Raw genomic sequence first — 20,617 nt, forward strand, 5'->3', positions numbered from 1 at the left:
AAATGGCCCAACTCTTGGATATTGAAACGGCCGCACGCTACAACGGTTGGGCAAATATCCGTATCTACAACGCACTGCGTCAATTGAACGATGCGGAGCGCAAGAAAGACCGGAAGGCTTTTTTCCGATCGATCCACAACACGATGAATCACATTCTGCTGGCAGATCTGATTTACCGTGAGCGATTGGAGAAAAAGCCAACCACCTTTACCAGTCTCGACGAGGTTCTCTACGAGGATTTCGAGGACCTGGAGAGGGCACACCGCGCCAATGACATATGGTATGTTGGCCTTTGCGCAGCGATGAGCCAGGAAGAACTCGACGCACAGCTCACATTTACCGCCGTGGGTATGGATCAGGAAGAGATATTTTCCCTACCGATGAAACTCTGTCTGACCAATCTCTTCCAGCACCAGATTCACCACCGCGGCCAAATACACCAGATGATCAGCGAAACGGGCAGTTATCCGCCCCCGGTCGATGTCGTAAAGTTCGGACGCGGCGATACCGACGAATGGAGCGACGCCGCATGAGCGACGCCGCAGATGTTCTCATCATCGGCGCAGGGCAGGGCGGGCTTTCAGCCAGCTACTATCTGATGCAGGCCGGAATTGAGCATCGTGTTCTGGATCGCGGCGAAATTGGCCATGCCTGGGCTGCTCATCGCTGGGATTCCTTTTGCCTGGTCACGCCGAACTGGACCGTCAATCTGCCTGGACGCCCTTATGAGGGAAAGGATCCGGACGGGTTTATGCTGCGCAACGAATTTGTAACCTACCTAAAAGATTGGGCGGCCTCTTTCAATGCACCGGTTTCAGAGGGAATCGATGTCACCCGAGTAACCCCCGGCCAATCAGGCTTTCGCTTGCAAACGTCCAGAGGCGAGATGCGGACGCGCGCGGTGATTATCGCCACTGCCACCTATCAGCATCCTAAAGTCCCGGCGGTTGCCACGCGAATGCCTGCAGAGATCCTGCAACTCCATGCTGAGCAATATAAGAGTACGGAACAGGCGGCAGAAGGAGGGGTGCTCGTCGTGGGCTCTGGCCAAACCGGATGCCAGATCGTAGAGGATTTCCTGCGCGAAGGTCGCAAAACCTATCTGTGCGTCGGACGCACGGGCCGCCTGCCCCGCCGCTACCGCGGACGTGATGTGCTTTTCTGGCAGCGTGACATGGGGCTTTTGGATCGCACGCCCGATATGCTGGATAGTCCCGCCGACCGCTTCATAGGCGATCCGCACCTTACAGGCCGTGACGGCGGTGCAACCGTGAGTCTTCACGATTTCCGGCGACGCGGCGTGACCCTGTTAGGGCGGCTCACGGACATCGAAAGTGGCATGCTGCATCTCAAGGATGATCTGGCTGAAAACATGGCCTTCGCCGACCGGTTTTGCGCAGATCTCATTGCCCGGATCGACACTCATATCGAGGAACAGGGTATTGAGGCTCCGGCTCAAACAGAAGCGGAGTTTACCGGGGATCCTGAAGCCGGGGTGCCTTTACCGCAGACACCGGGCACGCTGGACCTGGTTGAAGCCGGAATCAACACCATCATTTGGGCCACAGGTTTCACATACGACTTCTCTTGGATCGACGACGTACCCACGGACGATCTCGGATATCCGGTGACAGATGGCGGCGCGAGTCCCCGGACGGGGCTGTTCTTTTGCGGGCTGAACTGGATGACCAAGCGTAAGTCCGGAATTCTCTACGGTGTCGATGAAGACGCTCGCCGGGTGGCGGAACAGGTTGGTTCCCATCTCGGTCAGCCATGCGTCAACTGTTTATAAAGTAACAAGAGCTCAGGAATATTCTGAATGTATATCGGTGTCGATGTGGGTGGAACCTTTACCGATATCGCGATAAATCGCGATGATGGGTCGAACCTGCTGCTCCACAAACTTCCCTCGACCCCGGACGCGCCGGAACAGGCGATCGTCGAAGGCCTCCGGATGATCATGGAGCAGGAAGGATTGTCGGCAGCGAACGTACGGCGGCTTGCCCATGGCACCACGGTTGGAACAAATGCACTTATTCAGCGGAAATGCGGAACTGTCGGACTGATCACGTCGAGGGGCTTTCGTGACTTGCTTGAGATTGGCCGCCAAACGCGCCCGGCAGTCTACGACATGCATTCAGACCACCCTGCGCCGCTCGTGGAGCGTCACCTGCGGATCGACGTCCCGCAGCGGACACTGGCCGATGGCTCAGTGCATGTACCGCTCGACGAGGACGCAGTGCGCGAGGCGGCCGGACGCCTGGCTGCGGCGAAGGTCGATTGCGTCGTGGTGTGTTTCCTTCACTCCTATGCCTTTCCTGCCGACGAACAGCGCGCGGCACAAATCCTGTTGGCCAACCTGCCAAACCACGTAACGGTGATCAGTTCGTCCTCTGTCTATCCTGAATTCAGAGAATACGAACGTTTTTCGACAACGGTACTTAATGCCGCCCTGATTACGATCATAGGGTCCTATCTCGACCGTCTGACCGCATCGGTCGCCGGACTGGGCGTTCCATCGGAGGTCAAGATCAGTCAGAGTGCAGGCGGGCTCATGTCAGTGCGTATGGCGCGCGAATATCCCATTCGCGCATCACTTTCAGGTCCTGCCGCCGGCGTGCAGGGAGCGTTACGACGGGCAACAGCAGCAGGATTTCCGGACATCATCACACTTGACGTCGGCGGGACCAGCGCCGATGTCGCGCTCTTGCGAGATGGCACAGCGGTCGAAGTCAACGAACGCGACTTGGCCGGTTTTCCCATCCGCATTCCCGCGCTTGATGTTAACGCCGTGGGAGCAGGCGGAGGCTCGATCGCCTGGATCGACCGTGACGGGCTGCTAAAGGTCGGCCCGCGAAGCGCAGGCGCGGTTCCGGGGCCGCTTTGCTACGATCTTGGAGGCACCGAACCAACGGTAACCGACGCTAATGTCATGCTGGGGCGCCTTAATAACGAAACGCTACTGGACGGGCGCATGCCCATCGAGGCAGGGGTTGCCGTCGACGGAATAACTCGCCTGGCCACTGCGCTAGAGGTGACACCGGACGAGACTGCATTGGGAATTCTCCGTGTCGCCTGCGCGACGATGGTCAAGGCGATCCGGTCGATCTCGGTCGAACGCGGTCATACTCCGTCCGATTTTGCGCTTTTCGTCTATGGCGGCGCCGGCGCACTTTTTGCGTCGGACGTTGCGCGGGAACTTGGCATGAAACGTGTCGTTGTCCCTCCGGATCCGGGGATCCTCTGCGCCGAAGGGGCGATGAATGCAGCACTTTCAACCGATTTCGTTACGACAATCCTCGCACCATTGGGCACCGAAGGTCTTCGTGATCTACGCAGTGCGGCAGAGGAACTGCAAGCACGGGCCGCCAATTGGTTCACCGCTGAATCCGTGCCGGTCGAGCAGGAGCGGCGGGTCTGGACTATTGGCGCGCGCTATTTCGGACAGAATTACGAACTGACTCTGCCATTTGATCTGACTCTCAGTAGCGACCGGCTGATGGCTGAACTAAAAGAGGCGTTTCACGCGAAGCATGAAACCACCTATGGCTTTGCGTCTAAGAGCGAGCCGATCCAAATCGTGAACGTCGCCGTCAAGGCGATCGGAGAACTAGAGCGCCCCAGCCTTCCAGTGCTGTCCGAAGACGGTAAAGCCGCGCCTGTCAGCAGGCGTCCTGTCCTCTTTGACAATGATCATCGAGTCGATACGCCCGTCTATGCACGGACCGATCTGTTCAGCGGTCAGCTAATCGCCGGACCTGCAATTGTCGAGCAAATGGATACCACGGTCGTCATCTTCCCCGAGGAAACTGCGGTCGTGGACCTCTGGGGCAATCTCGTGATCGATATTAGAAGGCTCTGACCATGGCAATGTCGCCGATCGACGCCGAACTCTTGCGCAACGCCATGGCGAGCATTGCGGACGAGATGTATATCGCCTTGTTAAAAAGTGCTTACTCCACGAACATCAAGGAGCGACGCGATCACTCCACCGCTCTGTTCGATGCAGCCGGCCGTGTCGTCGTACAAGGCGAAAGCATGCCGCTGCACCTCGCCTCGATGCTCGGACTGGTCGAAGTGGTCCTCGAAAAATACGGGACCGAGGGGGTGCGCCCAGGCGATATGTTCTTATCGAACGACCCCTATGTTGGTCGCGGGTCGCACTTACCGGACGTCGCGATCGCTGCGCCGGTGTTTCATGATGGAAAGCTTATCATGTTCGCCTGCAACATAGCCCATCACGCCGATATCGGGGGCATGTCGCCGGGCTCCATGGCCGGGGGAATGACCGAAATCTATCAGGAAGGCCTGCGCATTCCACCGATCCGGCTCATGCGGGATGGCGAGGTAATTCAGGACGTCATGGATATGATCCTGTTGAATGTACGCGTGCCAGAAGAGAGACTCGGCGACTACAATGCCCAGATCGCCGCAAACCAGCTGGCGCTTCGCCGCACGGCGCCATTGATTCAGCGTTGGAGTCCCGACCGGATCATTGAAGGCTGCGACGCCATTATCGCGGCGGTCGCTCGCCGAACCCGTGCTGCGATCAGCGACCTGCCCAACGGAGTCTATCACTTCGAGGATCTGGTCGACGACGACGGTTTGTCACGCGAAGATATCAGGATCAAGGTGGCCATCAGCGTGACGAACGACGAGATCGAGTTCGATTTCGACGGTACGGATCCGCAAGTCGAGGGCAACAACAACGTCACCATGGCAGGGTTACAGGCGGCTTGCCTATACTGTCTCAAGGTGCTGCTTGACCCGGATTGCCCTCAGAACCATGGCATGCTCAACCCGGTCACCATCAAGGCCCCAAAAGGCAGTGTAGTAAACGCCACCTTTCCCGCCGCATCTGCAGCCCGTGCGCAGACTGCGCAACGGATCGTCGACGTTATTCTGGGCGCCCTCGCACCGGCCTACCCCGAACGCATAACGGCCGCGAGCAATGGTGCAAATACCTCGGCGGCGTTCTTTGGGCGCTCCGCTGAGGGGAAGTATTATGTTTATCTTGAAACACTCGGCGGCGGCGCCGGAGCACGTGCCTACCGAGACGGGACCGACGGCGTGCAAGTCCATATGACCAACACCTCGAACCTGCCGATCGAAGCGCTTGAAACGGAATATCCGCTGATGATCGAAAGGTATGAATATGTCGAGGATTCAGGTGGTGCAGGTAAGTACCGGGGCGGACTTGGTATTCGCCGCGACTATCGTCCGATCGGTCACGAGACAACATTTTCGGGCCAGGGCGAACGTTTCGTGCATTCGCCCTGGGGAATCTTCGGCGGCGCTCCTGGCGCCACAGGGAAATTCGCCATCCTTTCCGACTCAGGCAAGGAAAGGCGGCTCGCCAACAAACCTTCCGCATTGCGTGTTGGACCCGACAGCGTTATCAACGTTGTGACCGCAGGTGCTGGCGGCTATGGCGATCCGCAGGAGCGGCCGGTCGACGCCGTTGCCGGGGACCGGAAATCCGGGAAGTTCAGCCAGGACTATATCGACAAGCACTACCCAAAACAGTCGTGAGCCCTGTTGATTGAGCCGCTCGGGACTGGGAGAGCACAATTGCAGATGCAACGCAGAACCCTTGACGGTCCGGAACCAGTTTCAAAAACCGATCTGGCCACAAACACTTTGCGCGACCAGATCATCACTCTTTCCCTGGAACCCGGATACAATATCGACGAGAAGTTTTTGCTGAGTCGATTCGACTTCGGACGAACACCATTGCGCGAAGCACTGAATCGGCTGATCGCAGAGGGTCTTATCGAGTCGCGCGGCTCTCGTGGCCTGCGTGTTTCACCATTGAACTTGTCAAACACACGTGAGCTCTTCGACGCCTACATCCTGGCCGAACGCATGGTGGCGTCGGTGCTCGTCTTTAACGACGACGGTCTTGTTAGTGACCTTCTGGATATTCAGAAGACATACGAAGCGCATACTCAAAGCGTTGATTTCTTGAAGGTGACAAAAACAAATGCCGCCTTTCACAATCGGCTCGCAGCAGCCACCCAGAACGCAATTATTGCGCGGTACTCGGAGCAACTGACTAATCTGGCCCGCCGGATCTCATTTTATATTTTCAAAAGCGAGTTTGGACGAGAAGCCCCAAATCGCGACTTGGAGGAAAGACTTTTCCAGCGCCCGATCAACGAGCATCAAGGCATCATCGATGCGATCGAGGCAACGGATCGCGATCAGTTGGTGGAATTAATGACAAACCACGCGAAATATTTTCGAGACCGCTTGCGGAAACTAATAGGTGGAAGCGCACCGTGTGATCTCGATTTCACCATCGTACAAGAACGGTAAGCGGGCGCTGTCAGGTTAATCCGACTTGAGACCGACCGACCCAGACATCAGCATGGCCGCATGTCAATGAATCCAGTTCGCGGCATCGTCACATCTTCGGGTCTTGTCACGTTGCTATGCACTGGCCAGCGCAACTCGACATAAACTCTTTTGTTCAGACGACAATGGTTGCATCGCTCCATGCGATCGTTATCCGACCCAATCGTTGTAATTTCCATAGTGGATGGCCTCTTCTCCAACTGGATCACTTACACGAACCTGTCTGACACATAGATGCCGTATAGGTGGAGTCAATCATCCCATAACATCTCTCACTTGTCCGCTCGCGCGGCGACAATCTCGATTTCAACCTTGAATATTTCACGGGCGAAACCTGACACAATCATCAAGGTTGAGGCTGGCGGTGGAGAAGTAACGAAACGGTCTCTCACCCGCATATAAGGCTGCAGAAAGCTGCGGTCGGTGACAAAGCTATTGATCCGCACTAAATCGCCAAAATCCATCCCGGCATCCGAGAGCAACAGTCCAATATTGTGAAAACAAAGCTCTGCTTGCGCCGCAGCGTCTTCAGGAATTTGATCATCTGGTGCAATACCCAACTGACCGGAGCCGAAAAGCACACGGGTTCCTGGCGGCACAACAACACCATGGCTGTAGAGTGCAAAGGGGGCACGGATGCTATCGGGTGTGTGATGGCTCAACATTGCGCTACACTCGCCTTCGTTGCTGTTCAACTCCGTGAGGGTAAGTAGAGTGCTGCGCTATTGGCAAGATCTGACGACCGACGATTTCGCTGACCTCGATCCCGAGACCACCGTGGCTATCATGCCGCTCGGCGCGATCGAACAACATGGGCCGCACCTTCCGGTTTCGACCGATGCCGTGATAGCCGAAGAAATGGCAAAGAGATCCTTGCAAATCCTGCCCGAGGCGGTTCCCGCCCTGTTGATGCCGACCCAGGCGATTGGGAAATCCAACGAACACCTGGCCTTTGCCGGAACATTGACCCTGACCCCCAAGACTCTGATCGATGTCTGGTACGAAGTGGCCGAAGGGATCAAGCGTGCGGGACTCTCGAAAATTCTGTTCGTCAATGCTCACGGAGGGCAGCCGCAGGTGATGGAGATCGTCGCCCGCGAACTGCGCGTCAAACAGGGTATTCTCGCGGTGACCTCGAGCTGGTGGCACATGGGGTTGCCAGAGGGCTTGGTGGCCGCGGAGGAAATTCGGCACGGCATTCACGGGGGAACGGTCGAAACCTCGATCATGCGGTACCTGCGCCCAGACCTGGTCAAGATGGACAAAGCGGCGAACTTCGTATCGGTGCTACCGGAGACGGAATCCACAAATGAGCGCCTGCGTTATGTCGGCGGAGTGGGAATCGGCTGGCAGGCACAGGATCTTCACCCACTCGGTGTCGCGGGGGACGCCAGCGCTGCAACGACCGAAATCGGAGAAGCGGTGGTAAAACACGCCACTTCGGCCCTCGCACAGTTGATCACCGAAGTATCGCGGCATCCGCTGTCTTCGCTGGTATCGCGGTGAACTAATTACACGCAGTTTGGGACTATCTGTTGTTCGAAAAACAACCGTGATATTGTAGCGGACAGATAAGCAGCAGATGCTCAAATAATAAGCTGACTTTGGAGGTTTCTCAGCGCCGTTCCACATCGCCGGTCCAAGAACCCTGATGTGACGTTTTGGCACCGGAACTGCGGCAGACAGCGGTTTGAGATCGACGAGAATTCAGCGATGGCGCCGGATCAATCCCGGCTCCATTCTCGTAAGGCAGAACAAGGGAGAACCGGGCAATGGTAGAGGTGAGAGACGAATCCGACGTCGTGGCAAAAAACAGAGCCGTTGTGAAAGCACTTATGCGTGCCGCAACGGCAGTAGCAACCGGCGCCGTCATGGCGGTATCTTCGGTCACAGCGGCAAACGCGCTGGACGAAGTCACATTCGGCACCAACTGGGTGGCTCAAGCCGAACACGGTGGGTTTTATCAGGCGGTGGCTGACGGCACTTATGAGAAGCACGGCCTCAAGGTCACCATCGCTCCGGGCGGGCCGCAGGCCAACAATCGTCTCTTGCTGCCGACCGGTAAAGTCGATTTCCTGATGGGCGGCAATATGTTGCAAGCCTTCTCGGCCGTGGAGCAGGGAATTCCGACCAAGGCCATTGCGGCGGTGTTCCAGAAGGAACCGCAGGTGATCATGACTCACCCTGGTCAAGGGCTCGACAGCTTCGAGAGTTTGAAGACAATCAATCTTTTGATCGGCAAGGGCGGACTCAACAGCTTTTATCAGTGGATGATCTCGGAATACGGCTTCTCCGAAGACCAGGTGCGGCCCTACACCTACAACTCGGCCCCGTTCATCGCGGATAAACGGTTGGGACAGCAGGGTTATCTGACTTCGGAGCCCTTTGCCATCGAACGCGAAAGCGGCATTAAGCCGAACATCTTTTTGCTGGCGGATTACGGTTTCGATACCTATTCGACCACTATCGAAACCCGGAATGAACTGATAACGGAAAACCCGGATCTGGTGCAGCGCTTCGTCGATGCCTCGATCGTCGGCTGGTACAACTATCTCTACGGCGACAACGCCGCCGCCAACACATTGATCAAGACTGACAACCCCGAAATAACCGACGCGCAAATTGCCTTTTCCATCGACAAGATGAAGGAATACGGCATCGTGGATTCGGGTGATACAGAAACCATGGGTATCGGTGCCATGAACGACGCTCGCATGGTCAGCTTTTACAACAAGATGGTGAAAGCCGGGATTGTCAGCGCAGACGTGGACTACAAGAAATCCTACACTCTCGATTTCGTAAACAAGAAGGTCGGCCTGAATCTAAAGCCCAAATAACGAGGCTGGCTTGATGGCCAATTCAATGACTGGCCCGGATGCAGAACAGGGCTCAGGCGCCTCGACGGTCGTGTCCCTGCGCCACGTTTCCAAGCGTTTCTCGAACGGAACCCTGGCGCTGCAAGACATGTCACTCGACATCGAAAAGGGCGATTTCGTCAGCCTGCTGGGGCCGTCCGGGTGCGGCAAGTCAACGGCCCTGCGGATCATCGCAGGGTTGGGCGACACCACGGAAGGACAGGTTCACTGGCCGGACGGCAAACCCGAACGCGGCGACATCGGCTTTGTCTTTCAAGAGCCGACCCTGATGCCTTGGGCGAATGTCTATGACAACGTGTGGCTGCCTCGGCGCCTGGATGGTGAATCGCGCGCGGCCGTAACGGAGGAAGTCACCGAAACGCTGGAGATGGTCGGCCTCGGAGGCTTTGCAAAATCCTATCCGCGCGAGTTATCGGGTGGCATGAAGATGCGGGTCTCAATTGCCCGTGCCTTGGTCACTAAGCCTAAGATCCTGCTGATGGACGAACCCTTTGCCGCCCTCGACGAGATCACGCGATTCAAACTGAACGACGACCTGCTGCATCTCTGGGAAGCCCATCACTGGACCGTGGTCTTCGTGACCCACAGCGTGTTTGAATCGGTTTATCTCTCTAACCGGATCGTAGTGATGGCAGCCCGGCCGGGACGTGTGGCCGAACAGCTTGGCAATAACGCACCTCATCCGAGAGGTGAAGGATTCAGGACCTCTGAAGAGTATGCTCATCTCTGCCGTACCGCTTCGGAGGCGCTGCATAGCGCGCTCTATCAGCCAGAAATGCCGGAGGATGAAATCGCGTGAATGTCTCACCTGCCGAGCGGTCAAATAATGCACGTGCAAAGCGCGCAGCAGCCCCGTCCGGGCAGAGTAATGCGGGATCCACGACCAGCATTCTCGAAGAAGAAGCCGTAAAATCCGGGCCTGATCTGCGAGCCGCAGCCGCACGCCGGGAACGTCTGCTGCGCATCATTCTGCCGGTCGTCATTTTAACGGCAGCGATCCTGGGTTGGGAGGCAATGGTGCGGATCAAGGAGATCCCGCATTACATTCTGCCTGCGCCGAGCCTGATTCTTGAGACCCTGGTCAAAGACTGGGCGGTCCTGTCGGTTTCTCTGGTAAAGACCCTGGAAATCACCTTTGCCGCCCTTGCAGTGGCGGTGGCTGGTGGAGTCGGGCTGGCGGTTCTCTTCACGCAGTCAAAATGGATCGAGATCAGCTTCTTCCCCTTTGCCGTAATCCTGCAGGTCACGCCGATCATCGCCATTGCACCCCTGATCTTAATTTACGTCGACACCATCCCGGTCGCATTGCTGATCTGCGCATGGATCGTCGCTTTCTTTCCGATCTTGTCGAACACGACGCTCGGCTTGAACTCCGCAGACCACAACCTGCGTAACCTCTTTCAGCTTTATGGCGCGACACGTTGGCAAACTCTACGATATCTGCGGCTGCCTGCAGCCATGCCGTATTTTCTGGGCGGCCTGAAAATCGCCGGCGGTCTGGCACTGATCGGCGCCATCGTTGCGGAGTTCGCCGCGGGTTCCGCCGGACGGGGTGCCGGCCTCGCATACCGCATCCTTGAATCCGGCTATCGGCTCAACATTCCACGCATGTTCGCGGCCCTGCTGTTAATCTCGGTCACTGGCATTCTGATTTTTCTAACCTTCAGCCTGCTCTCCCATCTCATGCTGCGAAAATGGCACGAGAGCGCAATTAAACGGGAAAACTGATGTGACGGTGAGCAGAATGGAAACTACCTGGATCACCAACGTGCGGCTTCCGGTCGTACTTCTGGAGAACAGCACGGAGCTTGATCTCGAGACCACGGATTCAGACGGCTTGATCGCGGCAGACCTCCGGATTGAAGGCGAAAGAATAGCTGAAATCACCTCAGCTGCAGCCCGTCCTGGCTGCAACGTCATCGATCAGCGCGGCGGTATGGTCTTACCCTGCTTCGTGGACATGCACACCCATATCGACAAGGGGCATATCTGGCCCCGCAAATCAAACTCCGACGGCACCTTCGACGGCGCGCTTGCCGCAGTCATTGAAGACCGGTCGGCTCATTGGGGCGCCGAGGATGTACGTCGGCGCATGGATTTCTCGCTCCGCTGCGCCTATGCCCATGGCACGGCGGCCCTGCGTACGCATCTCGACTCCAGCGATCCACAACACAAAATCTCCTGGCCCCTGTTTGCCGAGATACGCCGGGAATGGGCCGGACGGATCGACCTGCAGGCGGTTTCAATTCTGGGCATCGACCGTTTTCTTGAGGGTTTCGGTCCGGAACTCGCCGACCAGGTCGCTAAATCTGGCGGTATACTGGGTGCGGTCACCTTCATGATGCCGGAGCTCGACGAAGCCCTGGATATCATCTTTCAGTTGGCAATCGAGCGCGGTCTCGATCTCGACTTTCATAGCGACGAAACGGCGGATCCCGAGTCCCGAAGCCTGCGCCAGGTCGCAGAGGCGGCTATCCGCAATGACTTCACCGGGCGCATTGTTTGCGGCCACTGCTGCTCGATCGCCAACCAGCCGGCAGACGAGGCCGAAGCCTGCCTGGACCTTTTGCTCGAAGCTGGCATCGCCGTTGTCTCCCTGCCCATGTGCAATATGTACCTGCAGGACCGGGCCGGACAGCAGACGCCCCATTGGCGCGGCGTAACGCTGCTGCGGGAGATGCGCGACTGGGGAATTCCCGTGGCAGTCGCCTCTGATAACACCCGCGATCCCTTTTATGGATATGGTGATCTGGATGGCCTGGAGGTTCTGCGTGAGGCAGTGCGGATACTCCAACTCGATTGCCCTGTCGGAGAATGGGTCTCCGCGATGACGCGCTGGCCCGCCGATATTATCGGTCGGCCCGATCTAGGGCGCCTATCGGTAGGCGGCACAGCTGATCTGGTACTATTCGACGGCCGTAATTATTCCGAACTGCTGTCCCGCCCTGAAAGTAACCGCCAGGTCATTCGCGACGGTAGGATAATTGACCGCAGTCTTCCAGATTACCGGGAGCTTGATGATCTGATGTCTGCCAAATCACTCAAGGGAGCAGCATGAGCCTTTACGACATATCCGCGCTGAAGCAGGACCTCGCCGGTTTGTCGATGGTCGATGATCCCCGCCTTGTGCGCCAAAAGAGTCGGGATTTTTTCTGGTACTCCCCGGTCTTGAAACGCCAGCTCGACCATGTATCCGGCGATCTTGTGGTTACGCCGCGTAATGAAGACGAAGTGGTCCAGGTCCTGACGGCCTGTCACGCACGTGGAATCCCAGTCACTCCTCGTGGTTCAGGCACCGGCAACTACGGCCAGGCTATGCCGCTGTCAGGCGGTGTGATCCTCAATCTTGCCGAAATGCAAAGCGTCCGCGAGATCGGCGAGGGCAAAGTGATCGCCGAACCCGGCGCGATTCTGTCCAAGGTCGATGACGAAACCCGGGCACACTCCAGACAAGAACTGCGGATGTTTCCCTCGACCTACCGCACGGCGTCAATCGGCGGCTTTATCGGTGGCGGCTCGGGCGGTGTCGGGTCGATCACCTGGGGCGGCCTGCGTGACTTTGGCAACGTTCTCCGTTTGCGTATCGTCACTATGGAAGCCGAGCCCCGGCGGCTGGAACTGACCGGTGAAGACCTGCACAAGGTCATGCATGCCTACGGCACCAACGGCATCATAACGGAAGTGGAAGCCCCGCTGGCGCCGGCCTACGACTGGGTCGAGGTGATCGTAGGCTTCGATGACTTTATGAGCGGCATGCGCTATGCCAACGATCTGGCCCGCCAGGACGGGATCCTGAAAAAGCTGATCACACCAATCGCAGCACCCATTCCGTCCGAGTATCTCAGCCGCGATTTTAGTTTCACCCGCAAGGACCAGTCGATCGTTCTGCTGATGATTGCACCGCACGCCATGGGGGCTTTCCTCGCCTTTCATCGGCGGGCAGCCGCCGGAAGCAGAGAAATTCTGTTCCGATCGGACAAAGCAACCGATGAAGAGAGCAAGAACCTGCCACCGGTCTACGAACTGGCCTGGAATCATACGACGCTTTGCGCGCGCCGGCTCGCAAAGGACATCACCTATTTGCAGGTGCTCTATCCCTTCCCGAATCAGATAGAACTGGTCGAGAAGATTCACGCTCGATTCGGCGACGAAGTCTTGGCGCACCTGGAGTTCGTGCGTTTCGATGGCGACATAACCTGCTTCGGCCTTCCCCTCGTGCGCTACTCGAACGAGGAACGCCTCGAAGAGATCATGAAAATCCACGAAGACTTAGGCGCTCCGATCTTCAACCCGCACCGCTACACACTGGAAGAAGGCGGCATGAAGCAGACCGATGCAGTGCAACTCGCCTTTAAACAGGAAGCCGATCCACAGGGATTGCTCAATCCTGGCAAGATGATTGCCTGGGACGATCCAAGTTTCGACTATGCCAGTCAAACGACTTACCTTTTTCCCGGTCTGCAAAACCCAGAACAAACTGCAGAGTAGGCAATGCGCGTTCTGGTTCTTTATGCGCACCCGGTCGAGACTTCGTTTCAGGCCGCCCTTCACGCACGCGTCGTCGAATCACTCCGATCCAGCGGTCATGACGTGGATGACTGCGATCTTTATGCGGAGGACTTCGACCCTCGGCTGACTCGCGCCGAACGTCTTGCCTATCACGACACAGCAGCGGATCGCGCGGCGATTCAGAGCTATATTGATCGGCTACAGGCCGCTGAGGCCCTGATCTTGGTATTTCCCATTTGGAATTTCGGTTATCCAGCGATCTTGAAAGGGTTCTTCGACCGCGTGTTCCTACCGGGTGTTTCCTTCCGGATGGAAAACGGCAAGGTCACACCGGCACTGAGCAACATCAAACGCACTGCCGCAGTTGTGACCTATGGCGGCAACCGTATTCGCGCGTTGCTACTCGGCGATGCTCCGCGCAAACAGGTCACCCGCGTGTTGCGTGCACAAACTTTGGGTGCCAAGCAGGATTATCTGGCACTCTATGACCTCAATCGCGCGTCCGCGCAGAAACGCGAGCGTTTTCTCGAACGCGTTCAGACAGTCATGAAAGGTTTTGGGTGAGAATCCTGGTCGTTTACAGCCATCCGGTGCCGGAGAGCTTCAACGCCGCCGTGCGCGATACGGCGCTGGAAGCCCTTCGCCGTGGCGGACACGACGTCAAACTGCTCGATCTCTACGCCGAAGGTTTCGACCCGGTGATGCAGGCACAGGAGCGGCGAGATTATCATACTCAGGACCTCAACGAGGATCCGGTGAGGGATCAGATCGCGCTGATCCAATGGGCTGAAGGATTGCTTTTCGTCTACCCGACCTGGTGGTACGGCCTGCCGGCGATGCTGAAAGGTTGGCTCGACCGGGTTTGGGTACCCCATGTGACCTTTTCGATGCCCGAGGGCAACCAGCCGATCCGGCCGCTCATGACCCACGTCCGCTTCCTGGGCGCCGTCACGACCTGTGGTGCCCCATGGTGGTGGAGTAAAGTCGTTGGTGAACCGGGACGCCGGACTATTTTGAGGGGAATTCGGGCACTCTGTGCGAAACGCTGCCGCACCTTTTGGCTCGCCCACTATAAAATGGATGCCTCAACCGACGTGACCCGCAAAGCATTTCTGTCGCAGCTACAAAAGAAACTTGGCCGCATGAGGTAACTGAACCGCAAGGAGGATCTGATGGCGACTTACGTACTGGTACACGGTGCCTGGCACACTGGAGAGCTGCTGGAAGCCACCGCGGCGCCCATCCGTGCCGCCGGCCATGAAGTGCATCTTCCCACACTCGCCGGAAATCGGTTGGGCGATGCGAAGAACGTCGGTCTGTCCGAGGCGATCCAGTCACTCGTCGATTACTTCACGGAAAACGACATCAGCGACGCAGTGCTGATGGGACACAGTTATGGCGGAATGATCATCACAGGTACCGCAGACCGGATTCCAGAACGCATTCGACGGCTGGTCTACTGGAATGCCTTTGTGCCGAATGATGGTGAGAGTCTGAACGACATGGTGCCACCGGGCTACGTTCAATTGTTCGGGCAACTCGAACAGAATGACGGATCTGTCGAGCTGCCCTACCCCATATGGCGCGATGCCTTTATCAACGATGCAGAGGGAGACTTGGCAAAACAGGCCTACAATCTCTTAAACCCGCATCCGAACAAGACCTTCAAGGATCCCATTACGCTGTCGCGAAACCCCGCGACCATGGAGATCCCGAAATCCTACTTAAACTGCACGGAGGATACTTCCCTGCCGCACAGTTTGCCGTGGCATCCACGCCTGTCTGAGAAGCTCGGCCTCTTCAGATTGGTTCAGATGCCTGGCAGTCACGAGGCCTGCTTCTCAAACCCGGAACTGTTAGGCCGGAAAATTATGGAAGCCGGCCGGGATTGAAGGCTTCGACATTCGCTGAGCGGTTCGCGTTCTTTCCATTTACCGTCAACAACCATCGCACTCGTAATTTTAGCCTTCGGCCAAACTACGGCAGAGTTGACGAAGGGCGTTCTGGTGTTTGGCGTTTTCAATCCGCGAGAAGTTGCGGACCAGATCCATGTGATGCCGCTTGGGAGAAGCTGCGTCAGACTCAACACCCTGCTCGATACCCTCGTAGAAGTAGCTGATGGAAACACCCAGCACACGGGCGATCTCGAATAGCCGGCCCGCGGTTACCCGGTTGGTGCCCCGCTCATACTTCTGGGCCTGCTGGTAAGTCACTTTGATACGTTTCGCGAGCATCTGCTGAGTAAATCCAAGCGCAATTCGCCGCTCGCGAATCTTGCTGGCGACATACTTATCGACTTGCTGGTTGGTGGGCGCCGCGGCCTGTGGTTCCTGATACATTCTCATTCTGTCCTTTAGTTCAAAGTTGGAGAGTTCCGGTGGAAGGCCGGGTGCCCTGCGTCTTGTTCGTTTTCAGATGTTTACTCGCCAATCTCTTAGTCGATCGGCCTATCAATTCTCATCAACCTCAGATGCGTAGGGCTGATATTGATACAGAGGTCCGGTGCCGGTATCGACGGCTGCCAACCGGGTCGTCAACATGTCGCTGACCGCCGCGTAACTTCGTGGTTCGACCATGACATCAATGTTGAGATAGCCCTTCGCCAACGCCAATTCCTTTGCCGCCCGGAGGAAGAAGCTTTCCTTCTGCGAGGTAAAAAGCACATGCGCGCTCGAATCGCGTTCATGGAGCCAATTGACCAGCTCGATCCCGTCCATACCTGGTGTGAAAAAGTCGAAGACAATCACTGATGGCGAGAACTTCTCATAAATCGTGGCAAGTTCCCGTGCCTTCGATGTGGATTTCACCTCGAATCCCAAGCCTTCGCCGATCTCACGCGCGAGCTCTACAAAACCGCTATCTCCATCGATCACCAGGAGCCGGCGGCGGGAATCATCGTTTGCGGGCATCAATTCTGCACCAGCCACAATGGCGGGATTCACTTCCACACACATGTTGGTGGTCTTTCGGTTGTTTGTTGCTAATAGCAAAGATAGGTATTACGTGTGCGGACGTCAAGAGAATTGTTGCTATTAACAACGACATTTAGTATGGTCCGGCCATGAGGGAAAACACTTATGATCAATCCAAGTAGGGCCGATATGGGTCTTTCGCTGCTTTTGGAGCAGACCGCGCGCTCTATTTATGACAAGCGCGGACCCGCGGACATTCACCCGGGACAGTGGTCAGCCTTACGGTATTTCGCCCGGGCAAACCGAAAAGCCCGCACGGTGGCCGGTCTCGCCACTTTTCTGGGCGTGACACGTGGTCCGGCTTCTCGAGCAACCACAAGCTTGGTCAAACAAGGCTTTCTCTCGTCTGAAGTTAATGAGCAAGATCGCCGCTCCCCTCTTTTCACCATCACTGAAAAGGGAGATAACGTATTGAAGGACGCCCCGATCATCCGTCTCGCCTCGGCAATTTCTGCCATGGAGCGAAAGCAGCGGATGGATTTAGCAGAAAGCCTGGAGCAGCTTTACTCTTCCTTGAACTCATAACTCTTGTCACAATCCAGTCGACCGGTCCGCCGTAACTAGACTGCGATCTTTCTTGATGGAAACAATCAGGAAGGTGAACCGCGCTCTAGCTGCAGAAACTAGGGTCTTGGGATTTGATGTGATGAAAGCGAACAGGGGCTCCTGGAAGGAGTTGCTCCATCTCTTTGCCGGGACTCGTCCCGACTCCCCGTCGTCAAGCCAAGTTGAAAGCCGAGACGATCTGCAAAGCAAGATCGACGAGCTGGAAGCCACCAACAGCAGATTGCTGGCGGAGATCCAGGCCCAGATTGAAACACATGCGGCGCTCGAAGAAAGCAAAGCCCAGTTGAGTGACCTGGCTGCTGCCGCATCCGACTGGGTCTGGATGCTGGACGAACAACTGCGTTTCTCCTACGTGTCCGAGAATTACGATCTCCGAAGCAACGGCATCACAAGCGAGATTCTTGGGAAAACCCGATGGGAATTTGCAAAAGCGGATCCGGAAAACGATGCGCACTGGACACAGCACCGCACCTGCCTTGAAGCCCGAAAACCCTTCCGAGACTTTCGATACAGCTTTATCAACAAGAAAGGTACGCGTGAGTATTACCGCACCAGCGGGGTTCCCTACTTCGATGCCAGCGGAGAATTCAGGGGATACCGCGGCACGGCGAACAGCGAGACCAAAAAGGTGCTGACGCGGCAAAAAGCCGCTCAACTCGAACAAAGCTATCGGGAAATCTATGAAAACGCAGTCGTCGGCATCTTCCGTGCGACGCCCGAAGGCGAGTTTGTGCAGGCGAACCCGGCGCTGGTCAAACTCTTCAACTTTGAAAACGAGAAGGAGTTTCTTTCAGCTGTCAACAGGGCGCCGGAAGATCTCTTCCCCGAACCGGTTCTGCGCGTGGCAATTAAGCAGGAAATCGAAAAAAACGGGATGATCAAAGACTTCGAAACAGAGTTACGGGACAAAACCCATAACGAACGTGTGTGGGTTGGCATAACTGGTGGTGAAGTGCGCGATGAAAAGGGCGTCCTGAATTATTACGAAGGTATGATCGAGGACATCACGAAGCGCAAAACGGCCGAAGCGACCCTAATGCGGCGTGAACGCGAGCTGGCACAGGCCCAGCGCATCGGGCGCAGCGGCCATTGGCGATGGTTTGTCGATGAAGGAATTATTGAACGATCGGATGAAATGTGCCGCCTGCTGGGGATCGCGACAGACAGTACCCGGTCAACGAAGCAGGAGGGCGATAGTTTTATTCATCCTGAAGACCGCCCGGCTTTTCAGGAACGTCAACGGCGCGCCATTGAAAAGGGGATTCCCTATAAGAGCGAACATCGGGTGGTGATGCCGGACGGTGAGATCAAGTACCATTCCTGTGAAGGCCATCCCGAACACAACGGCAATGGGAGGATTGTTTCCATCTTCGGAATCAATCGGGATGTTACCGAACAAAGGGAAGCAGAAGAAGCTTTAAGGGATAGCGAACGCCAGCTCAACGAAGCTCAGCGGCTTGGTCATATGGGGCATTGGCGGTTTGACAACAATCGCGAGTCGACGAGATGGTCCGACGAGCTGTGGCGCATTTTCGGCCTTAAACCTGAAGACCGGGAACTGGGGCTCGACGAGATTTTTTCCAAGGTCCACAAAGAAGACCGGGAACGCATACGCAAGGAGAGCAAAGAAGCCTGGGCTGCCCTCAGGCATTTTACTCAGGATTACCGGATCGTCCTGCCGGATGGAAATATTAGGTATGTCAGGGTCGAAGCCCATCCACAGACCGACGACAATGGAAATCTGCTGTCCTATTTTGGGGTCACTCAGGATGTAACCCAGAAGACCGAGGCTGATGCCGCCCTCAAGGAAGGCGAAGAGCGCAATCGCGCGGTTGTGGAAGCTTTGGACCGGGCGAATGTCGGCCTGAGCATTACGACCGATGAGCGCGGCATCACCGACGTCAATTCCGCCATCCTGAAATTCGCCGGCGTGTCCAATAAGGAACAGATCATCGGACGAAAGCTGGCGGAACTTCAACAGCATGGGCGATCCGATTACGCCGCTATCGGCGAAGAAATGTACGAATCGATTGCGAGGAATGGTTCATGGGTCGGCGAGTTGGACTGGCGCCGGCCGGACGGTGGGATTGTAAATCTGAACGTTCGATCCGCTCCCTTCATCGACGACGCGATCATTCATATCGTCTCCGACATCACAGACCAGAGGAAGCGCGAACAGCGGGAAGCCGAACTTGAGGAGGGTATGAAGCAGAGCCAAAAGATGGAAGCGCTGGGTCAGATGGCCGGCGGTATCGCCCATGAAATCAATAATCTGCTCCACCCCATCATCAACTTTACCAAGCTGACCCGTGATCAGGTCGAAGACTCCCAACTTAAACATTATCTATCGCGCACGTTAGAATGCGGACGTAAAGCAGCGGAGATCGTGAACGATGTGCTGACTTTCGCCCATAAAGGGTCCGGCCAACGCAAAGTGGTCGATTTGGTTGAGTTGACCAAACGCACCATCCGATTTGCCCAGGACATCACACCGCCCGACATAGTCTTGTCCATCAAGACGATCGATGGCACCGCAAGCGTGAAAGTAAATGAGACCGAATTTATTCAGGTCGTGCTCAATCTTGTGCAAAACGCCAACGATGCCATGGCGGGTGTCGGCGAAATCCAGTTGGAATTGGACCGTATTCATCTGGCCCAGCTGGAATCCGGAAAGCTGGGGCTGGCAAAAGGAGATTACGCCCGTATCACCGTTATCGACCGGGGGCACGGTATCTCCGACGATCTCGTTGAACATGTTTTCGAGCCGTTCTTTACGACTAAGGAAGTTGGCCGCGGTACCGGGCTGGGGTTGGCAGTCGTCTATGGTATTGTCAAAGGCTGGGACGGCGCTATTTCGATTAAAAGCAAAAAAGATGTAGGCTCCAGCTTTGAAGTATATGTTCCAATGATCACCAACACTGAATCTGCTCCGGAGAGTGAAGGCGCATGAGCAAAATCCTGGTCGTAGACGACGACGAATTCGTACGGGAAAGTGTCTGCGCAGTTCTTAACGTCGCCGGTTACGATACCGTGGAAGCCACAAACGGCGAGGAAGGCATCACCCTGATCGAGAAAGAGGCACCTGATCTCGCTATCGTCGATATCTGGATGCCAAAGGTCGACGGCTTGACCCTCCTGCGGCGGGTGCGCGCTGAAAACTCAGATCTACCGATCATTATCGTATCCGGTGGCGGACCGGGAGAAACCCTGGAACGCGCGACAGCCATCGCGGACATCTATAATGCAGACCACGTCCTCTTCAAACCCTTTGAAGACACAGAGCTTCTCGAAATGATCGAGAAACTGCTCGAGTGCGATCAAGCTTGACATAAGCGG

Annotated in this window: 20 protein-coding genes; 17 read left to right on the forward strand and 3 right to left on the reverse strand. The window is 56.3% G+C overall.

Features of this window, described 5'->3' with window-relative positions:
* The first annotated feature begins 2 nt into the window (after window positions 1-2).
* From QMZ18_RS00930 to QMZ18_RS00950, 5 genes are read left to right on the forward strand one after another with little or no spacing between them, the layout of a single operon-like run.
* Window positions 3-533: a DinB family protein gene (locus QMZ18_RS00930; protein WP_282604349.1), complete on the forward strand. Its 531-nt coding sequence runs from the start codon at window positions 3-5 to the stop codon at window positions 531-533.
* Window positions 530-1,792: an NAD(P)-binding domain-containing protein gene (locus tag QMZ18_RS00935; protein WP_282604350.1), complete on the forward strand. Its 1,263-nt coding sequence runs from the start codon at window positions 530-532 to the stop codon at window positions 1,790-1,792. Before QMZ18_RS00930 ends, QMZ18_RS00935 begins: the two co-directional genes overlap by 4 nt.
* A 27-nt stretch (window positions 1,793-1,819) precedes the next feature.
* Entirely contained in the window at window positions 1,820-3,862 is a 2,043-nt protein-coding gene (locus QMZ18_RS00940) for a hydantoinase/oxoprolinase family protein (protein WP_282604351.1), read from the forward strand.
* 2 nt (window positions 3,863-3,864) lie between these two features.
* Complete coding sequence (locus tag QMZ18_RS00945; RefSeq protein ID WP_282604352.1) at window positions 3,865-5,532, forward strand: hydantoinase B/oxoprolinase family protein; 1,668 nt, start codon at window positions 3,865-3,867, stop codon at window positions 5,530-5,532.
* A 45-nt stretch (window positions 5,533-5,577) separates the two neighbouring features.
* Window positions 5,578-6,318: a GntR family transcriptional regulator gene (locus tag QMZ18_RS00950; protein ID WP_282604353.1), complete on the forward strand. Its 741-nt coding sequence runs from the start codon at window positions 5,578-5,580 to the stop codon at window positions 6,316-6,318.
* Between the two features lie 311 nt (window positions 6,319-6,629).
* Here QMZ18_RS00950 and QMZ18_RS00955 read toward each other — a convergent pair whose 3' ends face one another.
* Complete coding sequence (locus QMZ18_RS00955; RefSeq protein ID WP_282604354.1) at window positions 6,630-7,022, reverse strand: RidA family protein; 393 nt, start codon at window positions 7,020-7,022, stop codon at window positions 6,630-6,632.
* A gap of 49 nt (window positions 7,023-7,071) precedes the next feature.
* On the opposite strand from QMZ18_RS00955, the gene QMZ18_RS00960 reads away from it, so the two are divergent.
* From QMZ18_RS00960 to QMZ18_RS01000, 9 genes are all read left to right on the forward strand, one after another.
* On the forward strand, window positions 7,072-7,863 hold the full coding sequence (locus QMZ18_RS00960) for a creatininase family protein (protein WP_282604355.1): 792 nt from the start codon (window positions 7,072-7,074) through the stop codon (window positions 7,861-7,863).
* 266 nt (window positions 7,864-8,129) lie between these two features.
* Window positions 8,130-9,194, forward strand: coding sequence for an ABC transporter substrate-binding protein (locus QMZ18_RS00965; protein ID WP_322097110.1), 1,065 nt, complete (start codon window positions 8,130-8,132; stop codon window positions 9,192-9,194).
* 25 nt (window positions 9,195-9,219) lie between these two features.
* A complete protein-coding gene (locus QMZ18_RS00970; RefSeq protein ID WP_282604356.1) occupies window positions 9,220-10,032 on the forward strand; it encodes an ABC transporter ATP-binding protein in 813 nt (270 codons plus the stop codon).
* Complete coding sequence (locus QMZ18_RS00975) at window positions 10,029-10,961, forward strand: ABC transporter permease subunit (RefSeq protein WP_322097111.1); 933 nt, start codon at window positions 10,029-10,031, stop codon at window positions 10,959-10,961. Before QMZ18_RS00970 ends, QMZ18_RS00975 begins: the two co-directional genes overlap by 4 nt.
* A 7-nt stretch (window positions 10,962-10,968) precedes the next feature.
* Entirely contained in the window at window positions 10,969-12,291 is a 1,323-nt protein-coding gene (locus QMZ18_RS00980; RefSeq protein ID WP_282605575.1) for a cytosine deaminase, read from the forward strand.
* A complete protein-coding gene (locus QMZ18_RS00985) occupies window positions 12,288-13,721 on the forward strand; it encodes an FAD-binding oxidoreductase (RefSeq protein ID WP_282604357.1) in 1,434 nt (477 codons plus the stop codon). Before QMZ18_RS00980 ends, QMZ18_RS00985 begins: the two co-directional genes overlap by 4 nt.
* A 3-nt stretch (window positions 13,722-13,724) precedes the next feature.
* Entirely contained in the window at window positions 13,725-14,306 is a 582-nt protein-coding gene (locus QMZ18_RS00990; protein ID WP_282604358.1) for an NAD(P)H-dependent oxidoreductase, read from the forward strand.
* Window positions 14,303-14,893, forward strand: coding sequence for an NAD(P)H-dependent oxidoreductase (locus QMZ18_RS00995; RefSeq protein WP_282604359.1), 591 nt, complete (start codon window positions 14,303-14,305; stop codon window positions 14,891-14,893). Before QMZ18_RS00990 ends, QMZ18_RS00995 begins: the two co-directional genes overlap by 4 nt.
* A gap of 21 nt (window positions 14,894-14,914) precedes the next feature.
* Window positions 14,915-15,634, forward strand: a complete 720-nt coding sequence (locus tag QMZ18_RS01000; RefSeq protein ID WP_282604360.1) for an alpha/beta fold hydrolase — start codon at window positions 14,915-14,917, stop codon at window positions 15,632-15,634.
* Window positions 15,635-15,703: 69 nt separating this feature from the next.
* Here the strand turns inward: QMZ18_RS01000 and QMZ18_RS01005 are convergent, their stop codons facing one another.
* Both QMZ18_RS01005 and QMZ18_RS01010 read right to left on the reverse strand, forming a co-directional pair.
* On the reverse strand, window positions 15,704-16,081 hold the full coding sequence (locus QMZ18_RS01005; protein WP_282604361.1) for a helix-turn-helix domain-containing protein: 378 nt from the start codon (window positions 16,079-16,081) through the stop codon (window positions 15,704-15,706).
* Window positions 16,082-16,192: 111 nt separating this feature from the next.
* Entirely contained in the window at window positions 16,193-16,651 is a 459-nt protein-coding gene (locus tag QMZ18_RS01010; protein ID WP_282604362.1) for a response regulator, read from the reverse strand.
* 168 nt (window positions 16,652-16,819) lie between these two features.
* Between QMZ18_RS01010 and QMZ18_RS01015 the strand changes: the two genes are divergently transcribed.
* From QMZ18_RS01015 to QMZ18_RS01025, 3 genes are all read left to right on the forward strand, one after another.
* A complete protein-coding gene (locus tag QMZ18_RS01015; RefSeq protein WP_282604363.1) occupies window positions 16,820-17,239 on the forward strand; it encodes a MarR family winged helix-turn-helix transcriptional regulator in 420 nt (139 codons plus the stop codon).
* Window positions 17,240-17,360: 121 nt separating this feature from the next.
* Window positions 17,361-20,231 (forward strand): PAS domain S-box protein, encoded by a 2,871-nt coding sequence (locus QMZ18_RS01020; RefSeq protein ID WP_282604364.1) that lies wholly within the window; start codon window positions 17,361-17,363, stop codon window positions 20,229-20,231.
* The gene (locus QMZ18_RS01025; RefSeq protein WP_282604365.1) at window positions 20,228-20,608 is read left to right on the forward strand and encodes a response regulator; all 381 of its coding nucleotides are present in this window, start codon (window positions 20,228-20,230) and stop codon (window positions 20,606-20,608) included. Before QMZ18_RS01020 ends, QMZ18_RS01025 begins: the two co-directional genes overlap by 4 nt.
* The last annotated feature ends 9 nt before the right edge of the window (window positions 20,609-20,617 follow it).

Source organism: Pelagibius sp. Alg239-R121 (assembly GCF_947331435.1).
GTDB lineage: Bacteria > Pseudomonadota > Alphaproteobacteria > Kiloniellales > Kiloniellaceae > Denitrobaculum.